The 22483-nt window shown below is 61.1% G+C and carries 20 protein-coding genes and 1 tRNA gene; 16 read left to right on the forward strand and 5 right to left on the reverse strand.

Annotated elements, in window-relative coordinates; all coding sequences use genetic code 11:
- Positions 1-19 precede the first annotated feature (19 nt).
- A complete protein-coding gene (locus ACQ3C8_RS02420) occupies positions 20-1840 on the reverse strand; it encodes a sulfate permease (RefSeq protein WP_037030318.1) in 1821 nt (606 codons plus the stop codon).
- Between the two features lie 537 nt (positions 1841-2377).
- On the opposite strand from ACQ3C8_RS02420, the gene ACQ3C8_RS02425 reads away from it, so the two are divergent.
- The 15 genes from ACQ3C8_RS02425 (at position 2378) to ACQ3C8_RS02495 (ending at position 17467) form a co-directional block, all read left to right on the forward strand.
- Positions 2378-3586 (forward strand): aromatic ring-hydroxylating oxygenase subunit alpha, encoded by a 1209-nt coding sequence (locus ACQ3C8_RS02425; protein ID WP_428852324.1) that lies wholly within the window; start codon positions 2378-2380, stop codon positions 3584-3586.
- Positions 3587-3625: 39 nt separating this feature from the next.
- Complete coding sequence (locus ACQ3C8_RS02430) at positions 3626-4087, forward strand: aromatic-ring-hydroxylating dioxygenase subunit beta (RefSeq protein ID WP_009523039.1); 462 nt, start codon at positions 3626-3628, stop codon at positions 4085-4087.
- 17 nt (positions 4088-4104) lie between these two features.
- Complete coding sequence (locus ACQ3C8_RS02435; protein ID WP_428852325.1) at positions 4105-5136, forward strand: 2Fe-2S iron-sulfur cluster binding domain-containing protein; 1032 nt, start codon at positions 4105-4107, stop codon at positions 5134-5136.
- 10 nt (positions 5137-5146) lie between these two features.
- Positions 5147-5479 (forward strand): Rieske 2Fe-2S domain-containing protein, encoded by a 333-nt coding sequence (locus ACQ3C8_RS02440; RefSeq protein ID WP_009523041.1) that lies wholly within the window; start codon positions 5147-5149, stop codon positions 5477-5479.
- Positions 5480-5644: 165 nt separating this feature from the next.
- Entirely contained in the window at positions 5645-6778 is a 1134-nt protein-coding gene (locus ACQ3C8_RS02445; protein ID WP_428852326.1) for an ABC transporter substrate-binding protein, read from the forward strand.
- A 108-nt stretch (positions 6779-6886) separates the two neighbouring features.
- Positions 6887-8221: an ABC transporter permease subunit gene (locus ACQ3C8_RS02450; protein ID WP_009523043.1), complete on the forward strand. Its 1335-nt coding sequence runs from the start codon at positions 6887-6889 to the stop codon at positions 8219-8221.
- Entirely contained in the window at positions 8221-9096 is an 876-nt protein-coding gene (locus tag ACQ3C8_RS02455; RefSeq protein ID WP_009523044.1) for an ABC transporter ATP-binding protein, read from the forward strand. Before ACQ3C8_RS02450 ends, ACQ3C8_RS02455 begins: the two co-directional genes overlap by 1 nt.
- Positions 9097-9104: 8 nt before the next feature.
- Positions 9105-9935, forward strand: a complete 831-nt coding sequence (locus tag ACQ3C8_RS02460; RefSeq protein WP_009523045.1) for an ABC transporter permease — start codon at positions 9105-9107, stop codon at positions 9933-9935.
- Positions 9936-9944: 9 nt separating this feature from the next.
- The gene (locus ACQ3C8_RS02465; RefSeq protein WP_428852327.1) at positions 9945-10850 is read left to right on the forward strand and encodes an ABC transporter ATP-binding protein; all 906 of its coding nucleotides are present in this window, start codon (positions 9945-9947) and stop codon (positions 10848-10850) included.
- Positions 10851-10907: 57 nt separating this feature from the next.
- Positions 10908-11762: an amidohydrolase family protein gene (locus ACQ3C8_RS02470; protein WP_009523047.1), complete on the forward strand. Its 855-nt coding sequence runs from the start codon at positions 10908-10910 to the stop codon at positions 11760-11762.
- Positions 11763-11938: 176 nt separating this feature from the next.
- Positions 11939-12673, forward strand: coding sequence for a GntR family transcriptional regulator (locus ACQ3C8_RS02475; protein WP_428852328.1), 735 nt, complete (start codon positions 11939-11941; stop codon positions 12671-12673).
- 83 nt (positions 12674-12756) lie between these two features.
- The gene (locus tag ACQ3C8_RS02480) at positions 12757-13737 is read left to right on the forward strand and encodes a tripartite tricarboxylate transporter substrate binding protein (RefSeq protein WP_428852329.1); all 981 of its coding nucleotides are present in this window, start codon (positions 12757-12759) and stop codon (positions 13735-13737) included.
- A 15-nt stretch (positions 13738-13752) separates the two neighbouring features.
- Entirely contained in the window at positions 13753-15453 is a 1701-nt protein-coding gene (locus tag ACQ3C8_RS02485) for a thiamine pyrophosphate-binding protein (protein ID WP_428852330.1), read from the forward strand.
- Positions 15450-17072 (forward strand): GMC family oxidoreductase, encoded by a 1623-nt coding sequence (locus ACQ3C8_RS02490; RefSeq protein WP_428852331.1) that lies wholly within the window; start codon positions 15450-15452, stop codon positions 17070-17072. Before ACQ3C8_RS02485 ends, ACQ3C8_RS02490 begins: the two co-directional genes overlap by 4 nt.
- Positions 17073-17086: 14 nt before the next feature.
- A complete protein-coding gene (locus ACQ3C8_RS02495) occupies positions 17087-17467 on the forward strand; it encodes a carboxymuconolactone decarboxylase family protein (RefSeq protein ID WP_428852332.1) in 381 nt (126 codons plus the stop codon).
- Positions 17468-17561: 94 nt separating this feature from the next.
- Here ACQ3C8_RS02495 and ACQ3C8_RS02500 read toward each other — a convergent pair whose 3' ends face one another.
- Positions 17562-18113: a DUF1294 domain-containing protein gene (locus tag ACQ3C8_RS02500; protein ID WP_428852333.1), complete on the reverse strand. Its 552-nt coding sequence runs from the start codon at positions 18111-18113 to the stop codon at positions 17562-17564.
- A 46-nt stretch (positions 18114-18159) separates the two neighbouring features.
- Between ACQ3C8_RS02500 and ACQ3C8_RS02505 the strand changes: the two genes are divergently transcribed.
- On the forward strand, positions 18160-19521 hold the full coding sequence (locus tag ACQ3C8_RS02505) for a Rieske 2Fe-2S domain-containing protein (protein ID WP_428852334.1): 1362 nt from the start codon (positions 18160-18162) through the stop codon (positions 19519-19521).
- 498 nt (positions 19522-20019) lie between these two features.
- On the opposite strand, the gene ACQ3C8_RS02510 is transcribed toward ACQ3C8_RS02505, so the two are convergent.
- From ACQ3C8_RS02510 to ACQ3C8_RS02520, 3 genes are all read right to left on the reverse strand, one after another.
- Positions 20020-20096 (reverse strand) — tRNA-Met (locus ACQ3C8_RS02510).
- Between the two features lie 191 nt (positions 20097-20287).
- Positions 20288-21964: an MFS transporter gene (locus ACQ3C8_RS02515; protein ID WP_009523054.1), complete on the reverse strand. Its 1677-nt coding sequence runs from the start codon at positions 21962-21964 to the stop codon at positions 20288-20290.
- Between the two features lie 189 nt (positions 21965-22153).
- The gene (locus ACQ3C8_RS02520) at positions 22154-22474 is read right to left on the reverse strand and encodes a DUF4212 domain-containing protein (protein ID WP_009523055.1); all 321 of its coding nucleotides are present in this window, start codon (positions 22472-22474) and stop codon (positions 22154-22156) included.
- Positions 22475-22483 lie beyond the last annotated feature (9 nt).

Below are 22483 nucleotides of genomic sequence, written 5' to 3' on the forward strand. Positions count from 1 at the left end.
TTGCGCGCCAGCTACTGTGCTACGCGCTGATGCGCGTCGGCGCCTCGCTGGGCGACTCCTCCCGCGCCTCGCCATTTGGAAGATAGCCGTGGCACTGGCGGAAGACGCGATGCGGACAATTGCGGCAGATCGTTGGATCCAGCTTTGCGTACAGCCGATCCATCACGTTCTGGCGCATTTCGAACAGGTTTTCCTCGCCGATTTCCTCGAGCTGGCCGCCCTTGGCCAGGTCCTGCACCACCGGAGCCTTCAGGCGATGGAAGTACAGGCCGCCGCCCATGGCACGGCGGCGCTTGGCTTCCTCGGCAAACATGTGCGCGCCCGCGACATCGACGAAGTTGATACCGGACGCCAGGATCAGCACGTGCTTCTGTGTCGGCTGTTCGGCGTCGATGCTCTGCAGGGTTTGCTGCACGTGGTCGACTGCGCCGAAATACAGCGAGCCATCCACAAAGGCGATCTTGAGTTGCGGGCATTCCGGTTTGCCGTCTGCGGGCACGAAATGGTACGTGTCGTCCCCGGGCGCCGGCATGCCGCTGCGGATGTTCGGCTGGGCGGTGCGGCGGATGTAGAAGATCAGTGACAGCAGCACGCCGACATAGATAGCGAACTCGAGATCGAGGAACAGCGTGGCGAACAGCGTCACCCACAGCACCGCACTCTCCGTGCGGCTCGTCTTGGCGATGGCCTTGATGTGGTGGGTGTCGATCAGCGAGTAGGCCACCATGAACAGCAACGCTGCCATCGAGGCGATCGGCAGGTAACTCACCAGCGGCGCGAATACCAGCAGCGTCAGGACCAGGAACAGCGACGAGAACACGGCGGCCAGCGGCGTGCGCGCGCCCGCGGTGTAGTTGATGCCGCTGCGCGTGAACGAGCCGCTGGAGACATAACCCGAGAAGAAACTGCCGAAGAAATTGGCGAGGCCCTGGCCGACGAACTCCTGGTTGCCGTCGATGCGCTGCCCGGACTTGAGCGCCACCGCCCGTGCAATGGACAGCGCTTCTGTCAGGGACAGCATTGCCACGGCCAGTGCAATCGTGGACAGCTGGCGGATGGTGTCCATCGAAAAATCAGGATGCGAGATCGGCGGCAGGCTGCGCGGAATCGCCGTAACCGTGGCAACGCTCGCCGCAGTGCCGAAGAGCGCCGTCAGCGCCGCGGCGAACAGGCTGCCCACCAGCATGGCGGCGATCATGAACGGGATCTGCGGCACATAGCGGCGCGTCAAGATGCCAGCCAGCAATGTCACGGTTCCGACCGCGACCGAAAACGGATTGAGATCGCCGAGATTCTGGAATACGCCCTGCAGGGTTTCAATGAAACCGGCCTTGGAGGGAATCGACAGACCGAGGAAGTTCTTGAACTGGCTGACCGCGATCAGGATCCCGGCACCCGCCGTAAAGCCAATCACCACGCTGTGTGAAATGAAGTTCACCAGTGAGCCCAGGCGCGCTAGCCCCATGGCCAGCTGCAGGATGCCCACCAGGAAGGTGAGGGTCATCGCCAGCGTCACGTAGTGCGCGGAGCCCGGATCGGCCAGCGGGCTCAGAGTCGCGAACAGGACGATGGACAGTGCCGCCGTCGGGCCCGATACCAAATGCCAGGACGAGCCAAAGAGTGCGGCCAGAATCACCGGCACGATGGCCGTGTACAAACCATATTCCGGCGGCAGGCCGGCGATGGTGGCATAGGCCACGGCCTGGGGAACGAGAATGATGGTACCGCTGAGGCCGGCGAGCACGTCGGCCCGCAAGGATTCACGGTTGACGCGGTTCCACCAGACGGTCATCGGCAGCATGCGTTGCAGCCGGCCTTGGGAATTGAAGCTGTGTTTCACTTGAGGTTAGCCTGTTTCTTTGTCAGTTTTTTCATGCGCGTGGCGTTGCACCTCGCGCAGGATTGTTTCGAAGGCTGTTCCTGGCTGCTTGTCCGTTTTGATTCTCCGTCTGCCGCGTCAGGCCTGGCACCGGGAGATGCCGCTGGCCGTGTGAGCGCGATGTTCCGGAAGGCCAAGCAAGCAAGGTGCCAACGAATCCGTTTCAGGTCGGCGCGCGCGTCTCCAGGGCGCCGACCCCCGATCTTACCTCGCTCCTCCGATTCCGCGAAATCCGCGTTGTAGCTGCGCAGCACAGCGCACTTGCCCACCGCCATGCCAGCCAGCGTTTCGAATAGAAACGCGACCTCGACCCCCTGGTTCAAATCGAAACGTAATCACGTTTTTCGTTTCACTTCGCCTGACGTGCCCGATCACGATGGCAAAAGGCTTTCCGGCAATTTTGGCAGGCATGGCACGGAGGCTGCTTAACCACGACAGAACGTCTCGCACGTGTCGAGTCCTGTAACCCGTCCGGCTGCATAGCAAAGGAGTCAAGAGATGGCACGCAATTCGATTGAATGGAAAGAAGTCCCGAATTTCCCGACGTCACATTTCGTGGAAACGAGTATCTACACCGACGAAGGCCTGTTCCGCGAAGAGCAGGACAAGATCTTCAACAAGTGCTGGATCATCGCTTGCCATGAATCGGAGATTCCGAATCCGTTCGATTACCGCACTTTCCAGCATCCTGGCGGCGCGCCGCTGATCGTCATTCGTGGCGAAGACATGAAGGTGCGCAGCTTCTATAACATCTGTCCGCACCGCGGCAACACGCTGCTGTACGAACCGGTCGGCAATGCCAAGCGCATCACCTGCATCTTCCACGCGTGGTCTTTCGATTCGATGGGCGACTGCGTCGACATCTCGCGCGGCAAGCAGGGCTACCAGGACCGCTTCGACTGCCAGCATGCCGGCCTGCGTGAAGTGAAGACCGAAGTCGGCTACGGCGGTTTCGCCTGGGTCAACGTCGACGACGATAGCTGCACGCTGAAGGAGTACATCGGCGACGCCATGAGCATGCTCGACGAGCACCTGAGCGAACCGCTGGAAGTGTTCCACTACCACCGCGCGGTCGTGAATACCAACTACAAGCTGTGGCATGACACGAACAGCGAGTTTTATCACGACTACATGCACTACTTCAATCGCATCACCGGCATGATCCAGCCGGGCTACTTCGACCGCAAGTACACCGGCTATCCCAACGGCCATGCCTCGGTGGGCTCCATGTCGATCAAGTACGACGCCTACGAGGGCAGCAAGGAGCGCGGCGTGGGCTGGCCTGGTCTGGCGCCGGGCGGCTGGGTGCTGATCGATATCTTCCCGGGCATGACCTATAACCTGCGCACGTCGGTATTGCGCATGGACACCGCGATTCCGCTTGGTCCCAACAAGCTGATGATCGAGTTCCGCGGCCTGGGCCTGAAGCGCGACACGCCGGCCGAGCGCGCCGAGCGCATCCGCGACCACAACACCATCTGGGGACCGTTCGGCCGCAACCTGCACGAGGATCTGCTTGGCTGCCATGGCCAGGGCCTGGCGATGCGCGAGCGCACCGACAGCAAATGGGTGCTGCATGGCCGCGAAGAGAACATGACCATCCACGATGAAGGCGGCATGCGTCACTTCTACGCGGAATGGAGCCGCCGTATGGGCCGCAAGGCGTACGACCCGTATGGACAGATCAAGGAACAGGCCGTGGCCTGAGCGTTGTTTCCCGACATCCCGAAATCAAGAGGACCCCACATGGATTCGCGCAACCGCATCAGTGAACTGATCTACCAGTCGTGCATGGAGCTCGATGACAAGAACTTCGATGGCTTCCTGAACCTGTGCGATACGGATTTCTCGTACTCGATCACGGCGTACAGCCCGGAAATCCGTAAAAAGATGACGTGGCTGGAGCATGACAAGGAAGGCATGAAGACGCTCTTCACCAACCTGCCGCGCCACAACAGCGACAAGTCGCCGATCACCCGTCATGCCACCGTGCAGATGGTGAAAGAGGATCCCGCCAAGAACCAGGCCGAGGTCGTCAGCGGCCTGCAGGTTTTCCGCACGCAGCTCGAGGGTGGTGCCACCGAGCTGTTTGCGGTGGGCCGGATGTACGACACCATCAAGCTCGACGATGACGGGCCCAAACTGTTGAATCGCAATATTCACCTGGAGACACGCATGCTCGGATACGGCTACCACATTCCATTCTGACGCGTGCGGGGGTCCCCTTGAAAATCCAGATCAACGCACGAAACGGAACACATGCCTATGCCGTCGGCAGCGATGACCGGCTGCTGTACGGCGGGCTGTGCCATGGAATCGGATTGCCATACGAGTGTGCCAGCGGCACCTGCGGCACCTGCAAGGCCAAGCTGGTCTCCGGTGAAATCATCGATCACTGGCCGGATGCGCCAGGGCGGAAGTACCTCAAGCAGGAAGGGGAGTTTCTGCTTTGCCAGTGCTCGGCGATGGGCGATCTCGAAATCGAAGTGGCCCGCCCGGTCAATGGCGTGCCGGCAGCTTTGCCGGCCGCCATGCCGGGCAGGATCATCCGGACCGAAAAACTGACCCACGACGTGATGTCGATCTGGATCGAGCTGCCGCGCGACATCCAGTTCGAAGCCGGGCAGTTCGCGCTGGTCCGCGTGCCCGGCATCGATGGCTATCGCGGCTGGTCGATGGTCAACTATGCACCGACGACCAACGTCCTGGAATTCGTTATCAAGAAGAAACCCGGCGGCGCCGTATCGGACTGGCTGTTCGCGGCGGAGCGCGCGGGTACCGCGGTGGATGTGTTCGGACCCATCGGGCACGCCACCTTCAGTGCCGACACGGAGCACGACATCCTGTGCATTGCCGGCGGCAGCGGCATTGCCGGCATGATGTCGATCTTGACCCGTGCCGCGCGCGACGGGTATTTCGATGCGCATGATGGCGACGTCTATTTCGGCGTGCGGACCATGCGCGACGCTTTCTTTCTCGACGCCTTCTGCCGCCTGCGTGAGCAGTGCGGTGTCCGCTTGCGCGTCACCGTCGTGTTCTCGGACGAGACTGCCACGCCGGCGTTCATCGACGACTATCCCCTGCTGGCATTCGACCATGGTTTTGTGCACGAAGCCGCCGCTCGCGGCATGGCCGGCCGGCTACAGAATATCCGCGCCTATCTCGCTGGTCCGCCGCCGGCGGTAGATGCGTCGGTCCGCCTGCTCCTGCAGGCGCGGGTCTCACCCGCGAATATCCGCTACGACAAGTTCAGCTAAGGAGCCGTCGATGAAGAAAATCCATATCTGCAAGGCTGAGGATATCCCGGCCAATGGCATGAAGAGCTATGACATCGACGATGGCACGAAAGTACTGGTGGCCAATGCGGGCGAGTGTTACTACGCCTACCAGGGACTATGTCCGCACCAGGATGTATGCCTCGACGAAGGTTACTTCGATGGTTCCACGCTGACCTGCCATCAGCACCTCTGGCAGTGGGACATCACCACCGGGGATGCAATCGGACTGGCCGAAGCGCCGCTCGAGCGCTATGACATCGACGTGCAGGATGGCGACATCTTTCTCGTCCGTTCCGAAGCATTGAGTTCAAACGGCGGTTAAGCCGCACAAGCCAACGTTTCACGCGTCGCAGGGCGCGTTCTTGCAGCACAGCACCGCGCGTGCTGGTTTCACCATTAGAAGAAAGAGATTCATATCGAGAGACAGAGGCAACCCGAGCGCTCCCTGTAGCAGGACAGGTGCTCTCCCCATAAGGAGGAATTGATCATGACGTACCGCAGCAGTCGTTGGATTCCCCGTATTTTGCTTTCGCTCGGTCTGGCATTTGCCAGTACCACTCCTACCCTCGCAGCCGACATCGATTATGGAAAAGTCGGCGAGCCGGTCAAGCTGGTGATCGGTTACCAGCCTTACTACACCCAGTCCTGGTCGGGTGTGGTAATGCGCGACAAGAAGTTCTACGAGAAGTATCTGCCGAAGGGTTCCACCGTCGATTTCGCCATCGGCCTGCAAGGCGCCATCATCGTCAACGCCATGCTGGCAGGCAAGCAGCATATTGGCTACGTTGGTGACATGCCCGGTATTGTCGCGACTACCAAGCAGGATGTTGCCGATATCCGCATCGTAGCGACACTGGGTATGGGAACGGACCAGTGCAATATTTTCCTGGCCCGTCCGGATGCACCGCAGTTCGCATCGCAAAAGGATGCGATCAAGTGGCTCGATGGCAAGCAGGTAGCGGTACCGAAGGGTAGCTGCTCCGACCGTTTTGCCCAGGAAATCTTCAAGGCCGAGAAGGTACAGCCTGCCGCTTACCTGAATCAGAACCTTGAAGTCATCACCAGCGGCTTCCGTGCCAAGAAGATCGATGCGGCCGTGGTCTGGGAGCCGATGGCGTCGCGCCTTGTGCAGGAAGGCCTGGCCAAGCGGATCGTCTCGGGTGAAGTCATCAAGGAGCGTGATGGCGGCTTCCTCACGATGCGTGCGGACCTGATCAAGCAGCGTCCCGACATCGTCAAGGCCTGGCTCAATGCCGAGCTTGACGCCCAGCTGTTCCTGGCCGATCCGAAGAATGCCGCCGAGGTCGCGCGCATGGCCGCGAAGCAGACTACCGGCCTTACGGAAAAGATGATGTGGGCATCCCTCTATGGCCAGAATCCTGCGACGGTCGGCGGCGCACCTACGCGTCTGCACATGCCGTACATCATCAATGACGATGCCATGAACCTGATCAACAAGGCATCGAAGTTCCTCTTCTCCATCAAGAGTATCAATGTGGAGTCCCTGCGACCTGATGCGGTGATGCCGGATCTCGCCAAGGCGGTCCTGAATGAGCGTGGCCTCCAGAGCCCGATCGGCCAGGTCACGGCATTGGCCGAGTCCGAGTTCAAAGGCAAGTAACGGTCGTATCTCGCCGTCCGTGCCGCGCCAGGCCGGTGCGGATGGCCAGGTGCATCACGACGGACCCTAACAGCCGCGTTCGACGGCATCGATGTCGCAGAGGGACCTATGGAACAACTCGACGTTTTGCTGAAGAGTGCGGCGCCATTCCGGATGGCGCCGGACGACTTCATCTCCAAGATTACCGGCCTCTCGCGCCGGGTCATCTTCAATGCCGGCGACGTGGTCTACAAGATCGGCGATCCGGCCCGCAACATCTATATCGTTGCGTCTGGCAGCGTGCGCCATTCATTGGGTGACGCGTCCCAGTCGCAGGATCCCGACCGCACCATGCGCAGTGGGGACGTATTCGGCTGGGCATCGGTGCTGGAAGGCAGCCGGCGGCACCTGGCCACCACCACCTGCCTCGAAAGAACCGAAGTCGTCGTCATCGATGGCGACAGCATGATCAACCTGTTCCGCAAGTTCCCGGCCATCGGTAACGCCGTCATGGGCGGCTTTGCCGCGATGATTCGCCAGGACTTCAGCCTGCCCAAGGAGGCCGAACACGTGTACCGGATAGCCAACCAGGAAATGATCCAGGGCGAGAAAGAGACTGCCGTCCTGACAGGCGTCGGCCTGATGATGTATCGCGTCAGCGAGTGGATGAAGAGCCCCAAGCCCTATCTCATGATGATTGGCTTCGCGCTGTTCCTCGGTTTCTGGTACTTCACCGTCGAGGTCTGGAAGCTGCCACGTTTCCAGGACATGCCAGGCCTGACCACCGTGGTCTCGGAATACCTGAGCCGTGATCCGATCTACGGTATGTCGATCTACACACCTGAGTACTACCAGCACATCTGGGTAAGTATCCGGCGCGTGGCGATCGCGTTCTTGCTAGCGACGGCGCTGGGCGTGCCGTTGGGCCTGTTCCTCGGCTGGTCGCGCACATTCCGGGAATACGTGTTTCCGATCTTTGAGCTGCTGCGCCCGATCCCGATCCTGGCTTGGGTCCCGCTGGCCATTCTGATGTTTTCCGGCTCGGAAACACCGGTGATCTTCCTGACTTTTCTCGCATCGTTCTTCGCCACCGCTCTGAATACCATGCTCGGCGTGGAGTCGATCGATGAATCCTACACGCGTGCCGCCGCCTGTCTGGGTGCGAGCCGCTGGCAGGTATTCAAGGAAGTCATCGTGCCCGGCTCGCTGCCGTTTGTATTCACCGGGCTGCAGATCTCGGTCGGTGTTGCGTGGTTCTCACTGGTCGCGGGGGAAATGGTTTCTGGGCAGTACGGCCTGGGATACGTCATCAATACGTCGTACACGATGGTGCGCTATCCGACCATCATCATCGGCATGGTGACCTTGGGCGTGGTGGGTTACGTCACCAGTGCGATGGTCCGTGTGCTGGGTGATTACCTGATGCAGTGGCGTGTGCGTGAAGAATCGATTGGAGGTCGCTGATGAGTGCCGTACTTGAAACACTAGATGATCGCCTGATCGTGCCGAGCAACGCGGCGCGTGGCGGAGCGATCCAGATCGATGACGTCGTCAAGATCTACGATCCGGATGGCGCGGCGGTGATGGCCGTAGACCACTGCACGCTGGATATTCCAGCCGGTGAAATCTGCATGATCGTGGGGCCATCCGGTTGCGGCAAGACGACCTTGCTCAATGCCATCGCGGGCTTCCACAGTATTACGTCAGGAACCATCCGCATGGATGGCGAGGTGCTGTGCAGCCCGGAGAAGCCCAAAGCAGATCCTGGTGCAGACCGCATCGTGGTGTTCCAGAACGGCGCGCTGTTTCCCTGGAAGACCAATCTCGAGAACGTTGCTTTCGGTCCGCTCATGCAGGGCAAGATGAGCAAGAAGGAAATCTACGAGAAGGCCCGCAGCATGATGGCGGATGCGGGACTGAGCGGCACCGAGCATAACTATCCAGGTGAAGTGTCATCAGGTTTGCGCCGCCGGGTCGAAATCGTGCGCGCCCTGATGAACGAGCCCAAAGTGCTGCTGTTCGACGAGCCGTACCGCGCGCTCGATTCGCTCACGCGTTCAGTGATGCACGAGGCGCTCCTGGATATCTACTACAAGAACAAGGTGACGATCTTCTTCATCACACATGACCTGGAAGAGGCGATCTTCCTGGGGCACCGTCTGGTGATCATGACCTCGCGCCCCTGCCGCCCCAAGAAGATCCTTGAGGTGGATATTCCACACCCCCGCGACTACAGCGTGCTCACCAGCCCGCGTTTCCGGGAGATCCTCGACGAGACCTCGGAGGCCGTACACGAGGAAGCGCGTAAATCGTTCGCCGCTGGCGAGAAAGAAGGCTAGGAGGCCATATGAAGGCAAAACGTTGGAAAGCAGCGCTCTTTGGCCGGGCCGGCAGGCGTGCATTGATCTCGATCATCGTCTTCCTTGTTCTCTGGGAAATCGGCTCGCGTTCTGAGCAGTGGCTAGGTGTACGCCTGCCGTGGATTGGCAACGTACCGGCGCCGTCGTCAGTAATGGTGGCATGGGGCGGATTGCTGGGGGATGCCGGCTACTGGTCGAGCTGGTACCTGAGCACGATGCGTGTGATGTCGGGCTTCATCGCGGCGATGGTGATCGGCATTCCGCTTGGCTTGCTCATGGCGGTTAGCCGCGTGTTCTACGGCATTACGTTCCCGACCTTCGAGATCCTCCGGCCGATCCCGCCGCTGGCCTGGGTGCCGGCAGCCATCATCTTCTGGCCGACGCAGGAACTTTCGATTGCCTTTGTGACCTTCCTCGGCGCGTTCTTCACTATCGTGATCAACGTGCTTGGCGGTGCGAAGTCGATTGACATCCGGTACTTCCAGTCGGCCCAGGCGATGGGCTCGTCCCAATGGGATATCTTCCGCCGCGTGGTGTTGCCGGCAACGGTGCCTTCCATCGTGGTCGGGTCGTCGGTGGGCATGGGTATCACGTGGAACGTGGTGGTCGCTGCGGAGATGATTTCGGGCGGTGGTGGAGGCGGCGGTGGAAGCGGCTCCGGCGGCGGCCTGGGCTTCTTTATCTGGAACTCGTATGTGGGCGGATCTTACGACCAGATCGTGGTGGGCATGATCAGTATTGGTATCGCCGGTTACGCGTGCAGTGAATTGCTGCGTGGCATGGGCGGATTCTTTACGCCGTGGTTGCGGACGCGATAGGAGGCAGAAATGGCCGCAGTACTCGAAGAACGTCCGGTGGATACCACCGGCAAGAAATTGGCGGTGACCGCTGGCGAGATCAAGCTCGAACATGTGTGCAAAACGTATGGCAAGGGTCCGTTCGCCAAGGATGTGATCAAGGATTGTTCATTCCTGATCGAGCGCAGCAAGCTGACTGTGATGATCGGTCCGTCTGGTTGCGGCAAGAGTAGCCTGATCAGGCTGATCGCCGGATTTGAATCGCCGACGTCCGGCAAGATCACCCTCAACGGCAAGCCCGTGACGCATCCGGGGCGAGATCGCCTGGTGGTGTTTCAGGAGTCCGCACTGTTTCCGTGGATGACGACCTACGACAACATCATGTACGGTCCGCGCGCCCGCGGGGAGGACAACCAGAAGACGCGCGACATGGCGAACTTCCTGCTCGACAAGGTTGGTCTCACCGCGTTCCGCGACAAGTATCCGACACAGCTGTCCGGCGGCATGCAGCGCCGCGCCGAGCTGGCTCGCGCCATGATCAACAACCCCGAGGTGATGGTGCTGGACGAGCCGTTCCGGGGGCTCGATGCCATGTCAAAGGAGTTGATGTGGGAGTACTACGCGAAGCTGTTTGAGGAATCTCATCGCACGAACTTCTTCGTGACCACCGACATTGACGAGGCGGTGTACCTGGCAGACCGCCTGCTGATCATGACGAACACCCCGATGCAGGTGCGCGCCGTGATCGAGGTGGATGTGCCGCGTCCGCGCTCGCTGTCGAGCTTCTTCACCAGCGACCGCGCCAACGACGTGAAGATGCAGGCACTGTCCCTGCTGCATGAGGAGGCGATGAAGTCGTTCTCCGGCGGCAGCAAGGCAGCGGCCGATTTCGTCGAGGCCTATGCCAAGCGCAAGAACGCTACAGCGGCTGAATGACCGTTCCGAACCAGGCAGTTTGTTTCACTCCGATCACACGCTCAGGAGAATCGCAACATGGCACAAAAGATCATCGACATGCGTAGCCGGCCGGCTTTTTTGCATGACTTTTACGGCAAGACGCCGGGTACGCCGTCGTTCGAAGTCGTGAAATGGCTGAACGGGCGCGTCGGCTCGAAGGACAAGGAGCATTTCACGCGCTCGTCGAGCGCCGAGGAGTTCGTCAAGGAAATCAAGGGGACTGGCATCACGGCCTCGGTCGTGGTGGGCCGCGACACCCCGGGGATCAAGCATACGAATGACGAGATCAAGAGCATGACTGATCCGTTCAAGGAGCTGATCGGCATCGGCTCGGTTGATCCGTATGCGATGGGCATCCGTGCCGCTGTGAATGAAGTCGAGCGTGCGGTGGAAAAGCTAAAGCTGAAGGGCATCAACGTCGAGCCAGCATTTGGCAGCCCGCCGGTGGCGGCGGACGACCGTCAGTTCTATCCGGTATATGACGCGTGCGACAAGCTGGGCGTGCCGGTCACCATCATGTCCGGCCCGACTGCCGCAAATCATGACCTGGTGCATCCGTCGGCCGTGGCCAATATTGCCCGTTCCTTTCCAACGCTGACCATCGTCTGCTATCACGGCTTCTATCCATATGTGAACGAGATCCTCGGCGTGGCGCTGCGCTACGAGAACGTCCATATCGTGCCGGACATGTATATCTTCGGGCCGGGCGGCGGGCTGTATGTGGAAGCCGCCAACGGCACCATGGGCGAACAGATTCTCTTCGGCAGCTCCTATCCGTTCCGTCCGATGGGCCAGTCGGTGGAGGATTACGGCAAGCTGGGTTTCTCGTCGAACGCCATCGACAAGGTGATGTACAAGAACGCCAAGCGCGTACTCAAACTGTCTGTTTGACCGCCGCAGCATTTCCACCCTCCGCGGCAGGGGCGGCGCAAGCCGCCCCTTTTTCTTGGGGATCGCCCAGGAACGAAGCAGGGCAGTGAGGGGTGTCCGCGCCCCGGATGGGACGATGAGGCATGGGGTTGGCCGGCGCAGGGACGTGAAAACCTGCGACAATGCCGACATTCAAGATGTCATCAACCATTGCCATGCCAGCCAAATTCGAGCCGCACCTGTTTCAGACGTTGCCGCTGCAGATTGCCGAACAGCTCGGTCAATCCATCACCGAGGGCAGTTTCCTGCCGGGCGCGCGCCTGCGGGAAACCGAACTGGCTGCTGCCTTCGGCGTTAGCCGCGCCACCGTGCGCGAAGCCTTGCGCCTGCTCGAGCAGCGCGGGCTCGTGACCATCCTGCCGCAACGCGGCGCTCACGTGACGCGGCTTTCGGCGCAGGAGTTGAATGATCTCTATGAAGTGCGCGCCTCCCTGCTGACCACCGGCTCAGGACTGGCTGCCGCGCATTGCACACCCGCGCACGCCGCTGCGCTGCGCAGCTACCTGGAGCGGCTCGAGGCGGTGATCGACGATCTTTCATCCTATGCCACGCTGAGCGGCGAACTGGTGGCATACATCATGGAGATGTCGGGGAACGTGGTGCTGGCCGAGTATGTGCGCGACTTTGCGCTGCGGATCGGGCGTTATATCCGCATGGGCCTTGCCACGCCAGAGCGGCGGGCGGCGTCCATGGCCAGCTGGCACAAGATCGTCGAGGCGATCATTGCCGGCAACGCCGAGGCGGCCGGCACGGCACATCGCAAACTGGCACTGGAGAACCGCGACGCGGCCATGGTTGCCTTCGCCCGGCTGGAAGCGCAGCCGGACGCCAAGGCGCCGGCAGGCAACACGCCGCAGACGATCACTTCCTGAGCGTTCGCGCCCTTGCAAGTCCTGTTGCGATCGACTATAGTTAGAATGTCGACATTTTAAATAACGACAGTGGAGCCGAGACAATGAAACTGACATCGATCCGGGCAACGGCTGTTGCCCTCCTGTGCGCCTTGGGCGCCAGTACGGCATTTGCCCAGCCCGACAACAGGCTGCCCGCCAAGCCGATTCGCATCATCGTGCCGTTTTCCGCAGGCGCGCTGACCGACATCATCGCCCGCATCTACGCGGAAAAACTCTCGCCCCGGCTGGGCCAGCCTGTACTGGTTGAGAACCGGCCCGGCGCCGGTGGCGTGGTTGCTTCGCAACTGCTGCTGAAAGCCCCGGCCGATGGCACGTCGATCCTGTTCGTGTCGTCGTCGCACTCGGTCAACCAGACCCTGCAATCGAAGCTGCCGTACGACACCAAGCGCGATTTCTCGGGCCTGGCCCTGCTGGCGAGCTCGCCGACCGTGCTGGTGGTCAATGCCAACCATCCGGCCAAGAACGTCAAGGAATTCGTGGCGATGGCCAAGAGCAAGCCGGGTGAAATGAGCTACGGCTCGGCTGGCATTGGCGCAGCGACCCATCTGGCGGCGGAATATTTCAACCAGGAAGCTGGCATCAAGATGCTGCACGTGCCGTACAAGGGCGTGCAGGAAGCCACGGCGGAAACCGTGGGTGGACGACTCGATGCTTCGTTCCCGCCGGTTGGCCTGGCGCTGCCGTTCACCAAGTCGGGCCAGCTGCGCGCGCTTGGTGTCACCGGCATGGAGCGCTCGCCGATGATGCCAAACGTGCCCACCGTGCATGAACAGGGCATTCCCAATGTCGACTACAGCATCTGGTACGCGCTGGTCATGTCGTCCAAGACACCGAAGCCCGTAATGGAGTATCTGGCGCGTGAAGTACGTGCCGTGTCGGCGATGCCGGAAGTGCGCGAGAAGCTGCTGGCGCAGGGCCTCGTGCCGCAGAAGCTGGAGCTGGCGGAGTTCGACCGCTTCATCGCCAAGGACATCGACAAGATGGGCCAGATCGTCAAGAGCAGCGGCGCTGCAGCAGAATAACTGGAGAGCATGAGCATGAACGCAATGACCGGCGGCCAAGCCGTTGTCGAATCCCTCAAGATCGAAGAGACCTCGCACGTATTCGGGTTGATCGGTTCGGCCGGCATGGAAATTTTCGATGCCCTGTACGATGCCGATTCGATCCGCTTCATCGGCGTGCGCGACGAACGCACCGGTGTGCACATGGCGGATGGCTTCGCCCGCGCTTCTGGCCAGGCCGGCGTGTTCCTCGCCGGGCAGAATGGCCCCGGCGCCACCAACCTCGTGACCGGCCTCGCGCAGGCTTATGCAGCCTATTCGCCGGTGGTGGCGCTAGCCGGTTCGCTGTCGTCGGCGCACATCTATCGCGATGCCTTCCAGGAGGTCGATCAGCAATCGCTGTTCAAGCCTGTCACCAAGAAGACCTGGACGCTGACGCAATCGTCGCGGATTCCCGAGATGATGCGCGAGGCATTCCGCACCGCGCTGAGCCCACGCCGTGGCCCCGTGCTGCTGAATCTGCCGCGTGACCTGCTGGCCGAGAACGTACCCGCATCGGCAGAAAGCTATACCCCGGCCGGCCGCCAGCTGGAGGTCGGTTTCGGTGCGCCGCGTGGCGTGACCGAGCGCGCCGCCGCACTGTTGCGCAATGCGAAGAAGCCGCTGATCGTCGCCGGCGGGGGTGTCAAGAACGGCCGCCACCATGCGATCGTGCTCAAGCTGGCAGAGCGCCTGAACGCGCCCGTGGCGATGTCACCCGGGCATGGCGACGCGATCCCGTGCGGCCATCCGCTGTATGCCGGCCAGATGGGTCCGCGCGGCAATGTGGTGGCATCCGACCTGGCACGCCAGGCCGATGTCATCCTGGCGCTCGGTACGCGCCTGGGTTTCAACACGACCTTCTACTCGGCCGAGAACATCAATGCCGCAGCGGACATCATCCAGGTCGAGTCCGAGCCGACTGCCATCGGCCGGTTCTTCCCGGTCTCCGTCGGGGTGCTCGGCGATGCCGGCACGGTGGCGGAAGACCTGCTCGACGCGCTGCGTGATCATGGTCCAGGCGCGGATGTGAACAGCTGGACGGACGGCTTTGTCGCACGTCGCAAGGCACTGCTCGAAACACGCGACCGCGAGGCGGGCAGTCCGCAGGATCCGCTGCAGCCCGGCTTCCTGTTCAAGACCCTGCGCGACGTGCTGCCGCAGGATGCAATGTTCACCATGGACGCCGGCACGCTGTGTCTGCAGGCCACCGATCAACTCAACTATCACCAGTCGCCGGCCCTGTTCACGCCGCTCGATTTCGGTCTCGTGGGTTTTTCGTATGCGTGCGGCCTGGGGGTGAAACTGGCAGAGCCGAAGCGTACCGTGGTCAGCCTGATGGGCGACGGCGGGTTCGGCATGACCAGCAGCGAGATCGGTACGGCTGTGGCAAATGGCATCAACACCGTCTGCATCGTCATGAACAACGGGTGCTGGGGGGCTGAAAAAGCCTACCAGCGTGACTTTTTCGGCCAGCGTTATCTCGGCGCCGACGTGCCGAACCCGCCGTACGACAAGCTGGCCGAGCTGTGGGGCGCGCGTGGCTTCCGCGTCGAGCGTGCCGCCGATCTTGCCAAGACTGTGGCGGATGCCGTGGCCTGCGGCCAGCCGGCCATCGTCGATGTGCAGGTCGATCCGAATGCGCTGTACAGCTTCCGCCGTGATTCCTTCAAGCATCGCGCCACGGGTGCCAAATGACTGCTGAGGATTTTGACTTTGTCGTGATCGGCGCCGGCTCGGCCGGCTGCGCGATCGCAGCACGTCTCACCGAGAGCGGGCGGCACCGGGTGTTGCTGCTCGAAGGCGGCGGCGCCGACAACCATGTGTGGATCCACATCCCCCTGGGCGTCGGCAAGCTGCTGACCAACGACAAGTACGCGTGGCGCTTCATGACGGATCCCCAGAAGCACATGCACGGCCAGAACATCTATTGGCCGCGCGGCAAGGTGCTGGGCGGGTCGAGCGCGTTGAACGGCATGGCCTATGTGTGGGGCGATCCCGCCGAGTATGACAGCTGGGCAGGCATGGGCGTCGACGGATGGAGCTTCGCGGATGTCCTGCCGTACTTCAAGAAACTCGAATCGACGGAGTACAGCAACCATCCGCGCCGTGGACATGACGGCCCGATCCGGATTACTGATCGTGCGGCACGCGAGCCCGATACGATCTCGGATGCCTGGATCGATGCGTGCAAGAGCTATGGCATCAGCGAGACGCCCGACTATAACGCCGTCAGCTACGAAGGCGTGCGCTATCTTGAACAGACCGCGTACAAGGGGCGGCGCTGGAGTGCCGCCGTCGGCTACCTCAAAGAGGCGCGCAAGCGCAGCAACCTCGTCATCCGCACCCATGCGCGCGTTCACCGTGTGCTGCTCAAGGGCAAGCGCTGCACGGGCGTCGAGTATATGTGGCAAGGCCAGCTGCGGGTCGCCAATGCGCGCCACGAAGTGGTCTTGAGCGCGGGTGCGATCCAGTCGCCGCAACTGCTCGAGCTGTCCGGCATCGGGCAGCGCGACCGGCTGGCTGCGCTGGGCATTCCGGTGCACCACGATCTGCCGGCCGTTGGCGAGCACATGTCGGATCACTTGCAGGTACGCTGCACCTACAAGACCCGCGTACCGGAGACCATCAACGACCTGATGAATAGCCCGTGGCACAAGCTGCGCGCCGGCATGTCGTATCTGTTCCGGCGCAAGGGCTTGCTGGCTGGCACGTCGTCGACCGCACATGCCATTACGCGCTCGTCGACTGCGGCAACACATCCGGATGTGATGATCCGCATCTATCACATCAGCGGTGCGGACCGCTACTCGCGCAGCAAGATCGCCGGGATGGATCCGTGGTCCGGATTCTCGGTCGGCGGCTTCATGCTGTATCCGCATTCGCGCGGCAGTATCCACTGCACATCATCCGACCCGAACGCGGCGCCGTCGATCCAGCCCAACTACCTGGCCGATCCGCGCGATGCGCAGACGACCGTCAACATGCTGCGCCTGATTCGGGAAATTGCCGACCAGCCTCGCATGCGCGAAGTGGTGATCGAGGAGAACCGCCCCGGCCCTGCTGCGATGAGCGACGAGGCCTTGCTGGAGTACGCCAAGGAAATCGGCCAGACGGCATGGCATACGGTCGGGACCTGCCGCATGGGCCGCCCGGATTCCGCCGTCGTGGATTCGCAGCTGCGTGTCCACGGCATCGCCGGCTTGCGCGTGGCAGATGCCTCGGTCATGCCGACGATCGCCTCATCCAATACCAATGCCCCTTCCATCATGATCGGCGAACGCGCTGCCGACATGCTGCTGGCGGCTGCAAAATAATGACAGGAGACACCATGTCAGAGACTCCCCGCATTCCCACGCCGTTGTGCGAGGAACATATCGCCAAGGGCGACTGGAACGTGTTGTGGGACCAGATGCGCGAGCTCGATCCCGAATTCATGGAAGCGTACCTGGCCTTCCGCAGCGTGCCCCACCGTAACGGCCCGCTGCCGCAGAAGGTCAAGGAGCTGATCATGATCGCCATCAACGCGGCGACCACGCATCTCTACGGTCCTGGCGTGCGCCGGCACATCCGCAACGCGCTGAATCACGGCGCGACCCAGGACGAGATCCTGGAGGCCATCCAGTTGACGACCGTAATGGGTATTCACGCCTGCAATATGGCGGTGCCGATCCTGATGGAGGAGATGGCGGCGCATCAGGCCAAGTCTTGAGGCACGCCCGCGGAGCGCTCCGCACCGGTTGGCAGCTGTTCGACACGGCTTGACCGTCGATCGGACGTCAGTCCGCTCCTCGATACGGCGCCAATCAGACCAATCCGGTTGAATGTGCCACCCACGCGGCAACGGCAGCGGAGTGCAACGCCACGGTGCTCCAGAACGTCACCTGAAAGCTCGTTTTGCGATTCTTGTGGCGAAACAGTTGCTGGGCGATCAGCGCTCCCGGCCATCCTCCCATCAGTGCCAGCAGGTGCAGCGAGTGTTCGGGAGTGCGCCGGGCATTCCGGGTTGCCGCTTGCTTGTCTGAGTAATAAGCCAACACGGCGAGCGCGCTCATGACCGATGTGCTCCAGCCGATGACGGGTGGCAAGGCACCCAGGACACCTGCCACGATGAAGGCGCTCAGCGCGATGCAGCCGAACAGCAGGGGGGCCGGGCTGATGCTGGTCCGGGGAGGGGGCGCTCCCAGGACGTTGACATTCACGGCGCACACCCTGCCCTGGGCATCCCGGCTCAATTCGAAGATGACGCGGTCGCCCGGTTTGGGCGAGATTCCCCGGTTGCGCAGGGCGCTGGCATGACAGAACACGTTGTCCAGTTCCGCATGGATATCGATAAAGCCATACCAGCGGCGAGACACGAAGGCCGAGGATGCCGAAATTACTCACGTACTGCCTGGTACCCCGTTGGGTGAATATCTCAGAAGGTTCTGGCAGCCCGTTTGTCTATCGAATCAACTTAAGGATGTTCCGCATCCCATCCGGATTCTTGGTGAAGACCTGATCGCATTTCGAGATCTCTCGGGTCAGGTTGGTGTAATGCATCGCCACTGTGCGCATCGTGGAGCTTCCCTCGAATATGGTGTAATTCAGCACCACGGAATTCGTTGCTGCTATCACGGTTTCCACTACGCTGTTGATGGTACGTTGCTCGAAGCGCCCACGGAGCCAGACAAAGGAGCCCGACTTTGCAAATCCGTCTGTCAGGGAGCTTATCCAGCGTTGGAGCGCGATGGGCTCGTCTTTGCATATATGGGCCCGTCGGACCAACGGCCTCCGTTCGAACTGTGGGACGCGTTTGAGCCGGATGGTGAAACGGAGTTTGTGCCCTTCACTAATGTCTTCCCCTGCAATTGGTTGCAGATCCTTGACAACATTGCAGACCAGATGCATACGAGCGTCCTCCATCAGCCTGCGACCTTGTTCCCTGGGGAAGTTCCTGCCGACTTAGATCTAGGCCCGCTAACATTACCTTCGTTTGGCTCTGTACCGGTGATCGATTATTTCCCGGTTCGCGACGCAACCGCCATGGTGTTTGTGGCTGGGCGGCGAACCAGCGATGACTTGGTTTGGTGGCGTATGAATGAGTGTGCCCTGCCGAACATGACACACCATGCCTATCTCTTTGAAGATGGAAAGGAGCGGCGACTCTTCCACCGCGTTCACATGGTGCGTTGGTATGTGCCTGTAGACAATACTAATTCCATCGTCTTCGGATGGCGCATGTTCGGTAAGAAAACTGATCCCCTTGGGAAGGGGCGCCGTGAACGCGTGGGCTGGAATGACATGGATTTCCTGGAAGCACAAGTTGGCAATCGTCCATACGAAATTGCCAGGCGTGCCCCAGGCGATTATGAGGCAATCGTCAGTCAGCGGCCAATCGCAATTCATGCTCTCGAAAACCCAACGTCTGGTGATGTCGGCGTCTACCTGTTCCGGAAAATTCTTCGGGAGGCTGGCGACTCTCATTCGGGAGGTGATGCCATGGGCCTGAAGACTTCTGCTAAACCGTCAGCGAACGCTGAAAGGCTGAAGAAATACAAGGCCAGGATGCGTGCAGCGGGATTCAGTCCGTTGTCGGTGTGGGTGTGCCCTGAACTGGTGAAAATGCTTGCGATGGAGAGGAGGCCGGCAGAGTGCCGGGGGCGGGTACTCGAACGGTTGCTTTTGGGCGAGGCGAGGATGCGTCCTGAATTCTGGGCAAAGGAGGAGCCTCTCGCCAAAGGTAAGCAGGCTAGCAAGAGGCTGAAAAGAGCTGCCTGCAGCTAGTTTTGCAACCAGTACGCGCGCGCGTGAGGCTGGAAATGCTTGTCGGTTATCAACAATGGCGCCTGGAAAGGGTGGCGAGGTCGTGCGCCTCACTAGGGCGGCGAAGCGATATCGTTACCTGAAGAGCTAGACGGAAAATCGATGAGAGCTTGTTATGCCAAGCATGTGATCTCGCTCTACCTATTGCCTGGATCAACAACGGCCAACTGCTACCTGGTATTCGGTTCGTCGGCGAGACATACGGAGATCCATATTAGCGAGCAAGGGCCGACGCGTGCGCGTACCTTTATTTCTGGCGAAGTGGAAGGCAAGGATGGCTTTGATTGGGCAAAAATACAAGGTTGGCGAACAGCTAGACATTAGCGTTGCGTAGCGGACATGCTCGGGATCATGACGCGAGGCTCGGCACGTCGTCGCAATTCGCTTACAGGACGCTTACATGGCGCCAAAAACGAACAAGGGGTCACAGCGTAGAACACTGTAACCCCTTGATTTGTTTGGTGGCGAATCAGGGACTCGAACCCCGGACCTGCGGATTATGATTCCGTCGCTCTAACCGACTGAGCTAATTCGCCAAGAAGCGGAATAGTAAACAGTCTTTTCTGGGCTGTCAAGCGATCCTGCCGCACCGTTACAGGCTTCGTTCCAGGGGCGCGTGGGGGGCGAGGTTGCGGACCCTCAGGCGGCCATCACCGCGCCGCTTGCCCGGCAGCATAAAAAAAGGCGGACCGAAGTCCGCCCAACATGGAGGAACGATTGCTCCCGGTTAATCGTCGGCGTAGATGTCGCGGTCCTTGGTTTCCTTGATGAACAGACCACCCACCACCAGCGTCATGGCCGCGATGATGATCGGGTACCAGAGGCCGTGATAGATGTTGCCGTTCTGTGCCACCAGGGCGAAGGAAATGGTGGGCAGCAGGCCGCCGAACCAGCCATTGCCGATGTGGTACGGCAGCGACATGGAGGTGTAGCGGATGCGGGTCGGGAACATCTCGACGAGCATCGCCGCGATGGGGCCGTACACCATGGTCACATACAGCACCAGGATGACCAGGATGACGATGACCATCGGCGTGTTCATCTGCGCCGGATCGGCCTTGGCTGGGTAGCCCGCGGCCTTGAGCGCTTCGGACACGTCCTTCTTGAAGGCCGCATCCTTGGCCTTGGCTTCGTCGGCCGGCAGGCCCTTCGAGCTGTAGCCGGTGATCACCTTGTCGCCGATATGGACCGTGGCCACGGTGCCTGCAGCTGCATCTTCCGCGTCATAGCTGGCGGAGTTGAGCGACAGGACCTGCTTGGCGATATCGCACGAGCTGGTGAACTTGGCGGTGCCCGTCGGGTTGAACTGGAAGGTACATTCCTTCGGGTCGACCACGACCTTGACCGGTGCCGTCTGGATGGCACGCTCGAGGGCCGGGTTGGCGTAGTGCGTGAGCGCCTTGAACAGCGGGAAGTAGGTCAGGATGGCGAGCGCGCAGCCGGCCAGGATGATCCACTTGCGGCCGATGCGATCGGACAGCGCGCCGAACACCACGAAGAACGGCGTACCAATGACCAGCGCGGCGGCGATCATCAGGTTGGCGGTCTTGGGGTCGACCTTTAGCACCTGCGTCAGGAAGAACAGCGCGTAGAACTGGCCCGTGTACCACACCACGGCCTGGCCGGCGGTCAGGCCGATCAGCGCGAGGATGACGATCTTCAGGTTGCGCCATTGGCCAAAGGATTCCGTCAGCGGCGCCTTGGAGGTCTTGCCTTCCGACTTCATCTTCTGGAAGGCTGGCGACTCGTTCATCGACAGCCGGATGTAAACCGAAATGCCGAGCAGCACGATCGACAGCAGGAAGGGGATACGCCATCCCCAGACCTCGAAGTTCGGGCCAGTCAGCTCGCGGCAGATCAGGATGATGATCAGCGAGAGGAACAGGCCGAGCGTGGCCGTCGTCTGGATCCACGAGGTGAACGCGCCGCGCTTGCCATGCGGCGCATGTTCGGCCACATAAGTCGCTGCGCCGCCATACTCGCCGCCGAGCGCCAGGCCTTGCAGCATGCGCAGGGCGATGAGGATGACCGGTGCCGCGACGCCAATGGTCGCGTAGCTTGGCAGCAGGCCGACGATAAACGTCGACGCGCCCATGATCAGGATGGTCACCAGGAAGGTGTACTTGCGGCCGATCATGTCACCCAGGCGGCCGAATACCAGTGCGCCGAAGGGGCGCACGATGAAACCGGCGGCAAAGGCAAGCAGCGCAAAGATGAAGGCGGAGGTTGGATCGAGTCCGGAGAAGAATTGCTTGGCGATGATGGCCGCCAGCGAGCCGTACAGATAGAAGTCATACCATTCGAACACCGTACCGAGAGACGAGGCGAAGATCACCTTCTTCTCTTCGGCGGTCATCGGTGTCGACGCCTTCGGTAGTGGCGTCGCAGCTTGCGCAGTAGCCATGTTGTCTCCTCGTTTTGTCTATGTCCCCGGAGCGCCGGCGCCATGCCGGAGATCTTGCCGGGTTGGCAAGTGATCCGAAGTCGAGTTGATTGTGGGAGCCCAACCTTACGGTGGTCTGACAGCAAAACGCGGGATGGATACGGGTATACGCGAATGCCTGCAGGCGTATCGGAGTGCCGGTTTTCCGGCTCAGGCGTCTGGAGGTGGTGCGGTGGGAGGCGCCGGTTCGGTGGTGGCGGCCGCGGCAGCCTCGGCCTCGGCTTCGCGGTCGAGCCGGTTCATGCGCCAGGCGTAGAGCACGATGATGAGCAGATAGACAATCAGGGCACCTTGCGCGCCGACCCAGAACGAGAACGGCCACTGGAAGAAGGGAAAGGTCAGCGCGCGGGCGTGCCAGCTGATCACGAAGGTCACCAGGAACCAGACCAGCAACAGCGCGCCGATCCAGGACAGGTTGATGCGCCAGCGGCGGCGATCGGAAGAAGCGGTGGGGCGCTCGGGCGGGTTCATGCGGATGTC

Origin of the sequence: Imbroritus primus (assembly GCF_964332355.1) — a bacterium.
Taxonomy (GTDB): domain Bacteria; phylum Pseudomonadota; class Gammaproteobacteria; order Burkholderiales; family Burkholderiaceae; genus Imbroritus; species Imbroritus primus.

Excerpts from the sequence above, each read along its gene's own strand:
- ACQ3C8_RS02425 (WP_428852324.1), top strand. The coding sequence starts at position 2,378 with ATGGCACGCAATTCGATTGAATGGAAAGAAGTCCCGAATTTCCCGACG.
- ACQ3C8_RS02430 (WP_009523039.1), top strand. The coding sequence starts at position 3,626 with ATGGATTCGCGCAACCGCATCAGTGAACTGATCTACCAGTCGTGCATG.
- ACQ3C8_RS02440 (WP_009523041.1), top strand. The coding sequence starts at position 5,147 with ATGAAGAAAATCCATATCTGCAAGGCTGAGGATATCCCGGCCAATGGC.
- ACQ3C8_RS02445 (WP_428852326.1), top strand. The coding sequence starts at position 5,645 with ATGACGTACCGCAGCAGTCGTTGGATTCCCCGTATTTTGCTTTCGCTC.
- ACQ3C8_RS02450 (WP_009523043.1), top strand. The coding sequence starts at position 6,887 with ATGGAACAACTCGACGTTTTGCTGAAGAGTGCGGCGCCATTCCGGATG.
- ACQ3C8_RS02455 (WP_009523044.1), top strand. The coding sequence starts at position 8,221 with ATGAGTGCCGTACTTGAAACACTAGATGATCGCCTGATCGTGCCGAGC.
- ACQ3C8_RS02460 (WP_009523045.1), top strand. The coding sequence starts at position 9,105 with ATGAAGGCAAAACGTTGGAAAGCAGCGCTCTTTGGCCGGGCCGGCAGG.
- ACQ3C8_RS02465 (WP_428852327.1), top strand. The coding sequence starts at position 9,945 with ATGGCCGCAGTACTCGAAGAACGTCCGGTGGATACCACCGGCAAGAAA.
- ACQ3C8_RS02470 (WP_009523047.1), top strand. The coding sequence starts at position 10,908 with ATGGCACAAAAGATCATCGACATGCGTAGCCGGCCGGCTTTTTTGCAT.
- ACQ3C8_RS02475 (WP_428852328.1), top strand. The coding sequence starts at position 11,939 with ATGTCATCAACCATTGCCATGCCAGCCAAATTCGAGCCGCACCTGTTT.
- ACQ3C8_RS02480 (WP_428852329.1), top strand. The coding sequence starts at position 12,757 with ATGAAACTGACATCGATCCGGGCAACGGCTGTTGCCCTCCTGTGCGCC.
- ACQ3C8_RS02485 (WP_428852330.1), top strand. The coding sequence starts at position 13,753 with ATGAACGCAATGACCGGCGGCCAAGCCGTTGTCGAATCCCTCAAGATC.
- ACQ3C8_RS02490 (WP_428852331.1), top strand. The coding sequence starts at position 15,450 with ATGACTGCTGAGGATTTTGACTTTGTCGTGATCGGCGCCGGCTCGGCC.
- ACQ3C8_RS02495 (WP_428852332.1), top strand. The coding sequence starts at position 17,087 with ATGTCAGAGACTCCCCGCATTCCCACGCCGTTGTGCGAGGAACATATC.
- ACQ3C8_RS02515 (WP_009523054.1), bottom strand. The coding sequence starts at position 21,964 with ATGGCTACTGCGCAAGCTGCGACGCCACTACCGAAGGCGTCGACACCG.
- ACQ3C8_RS02520 (WP_009523055.1), bottom strand. The coding sequence starts at position 22,474 with ATGAACCCGCCCGAGCGCCCCACCGCTTCTTCCGATCGCCGCCGCTGG.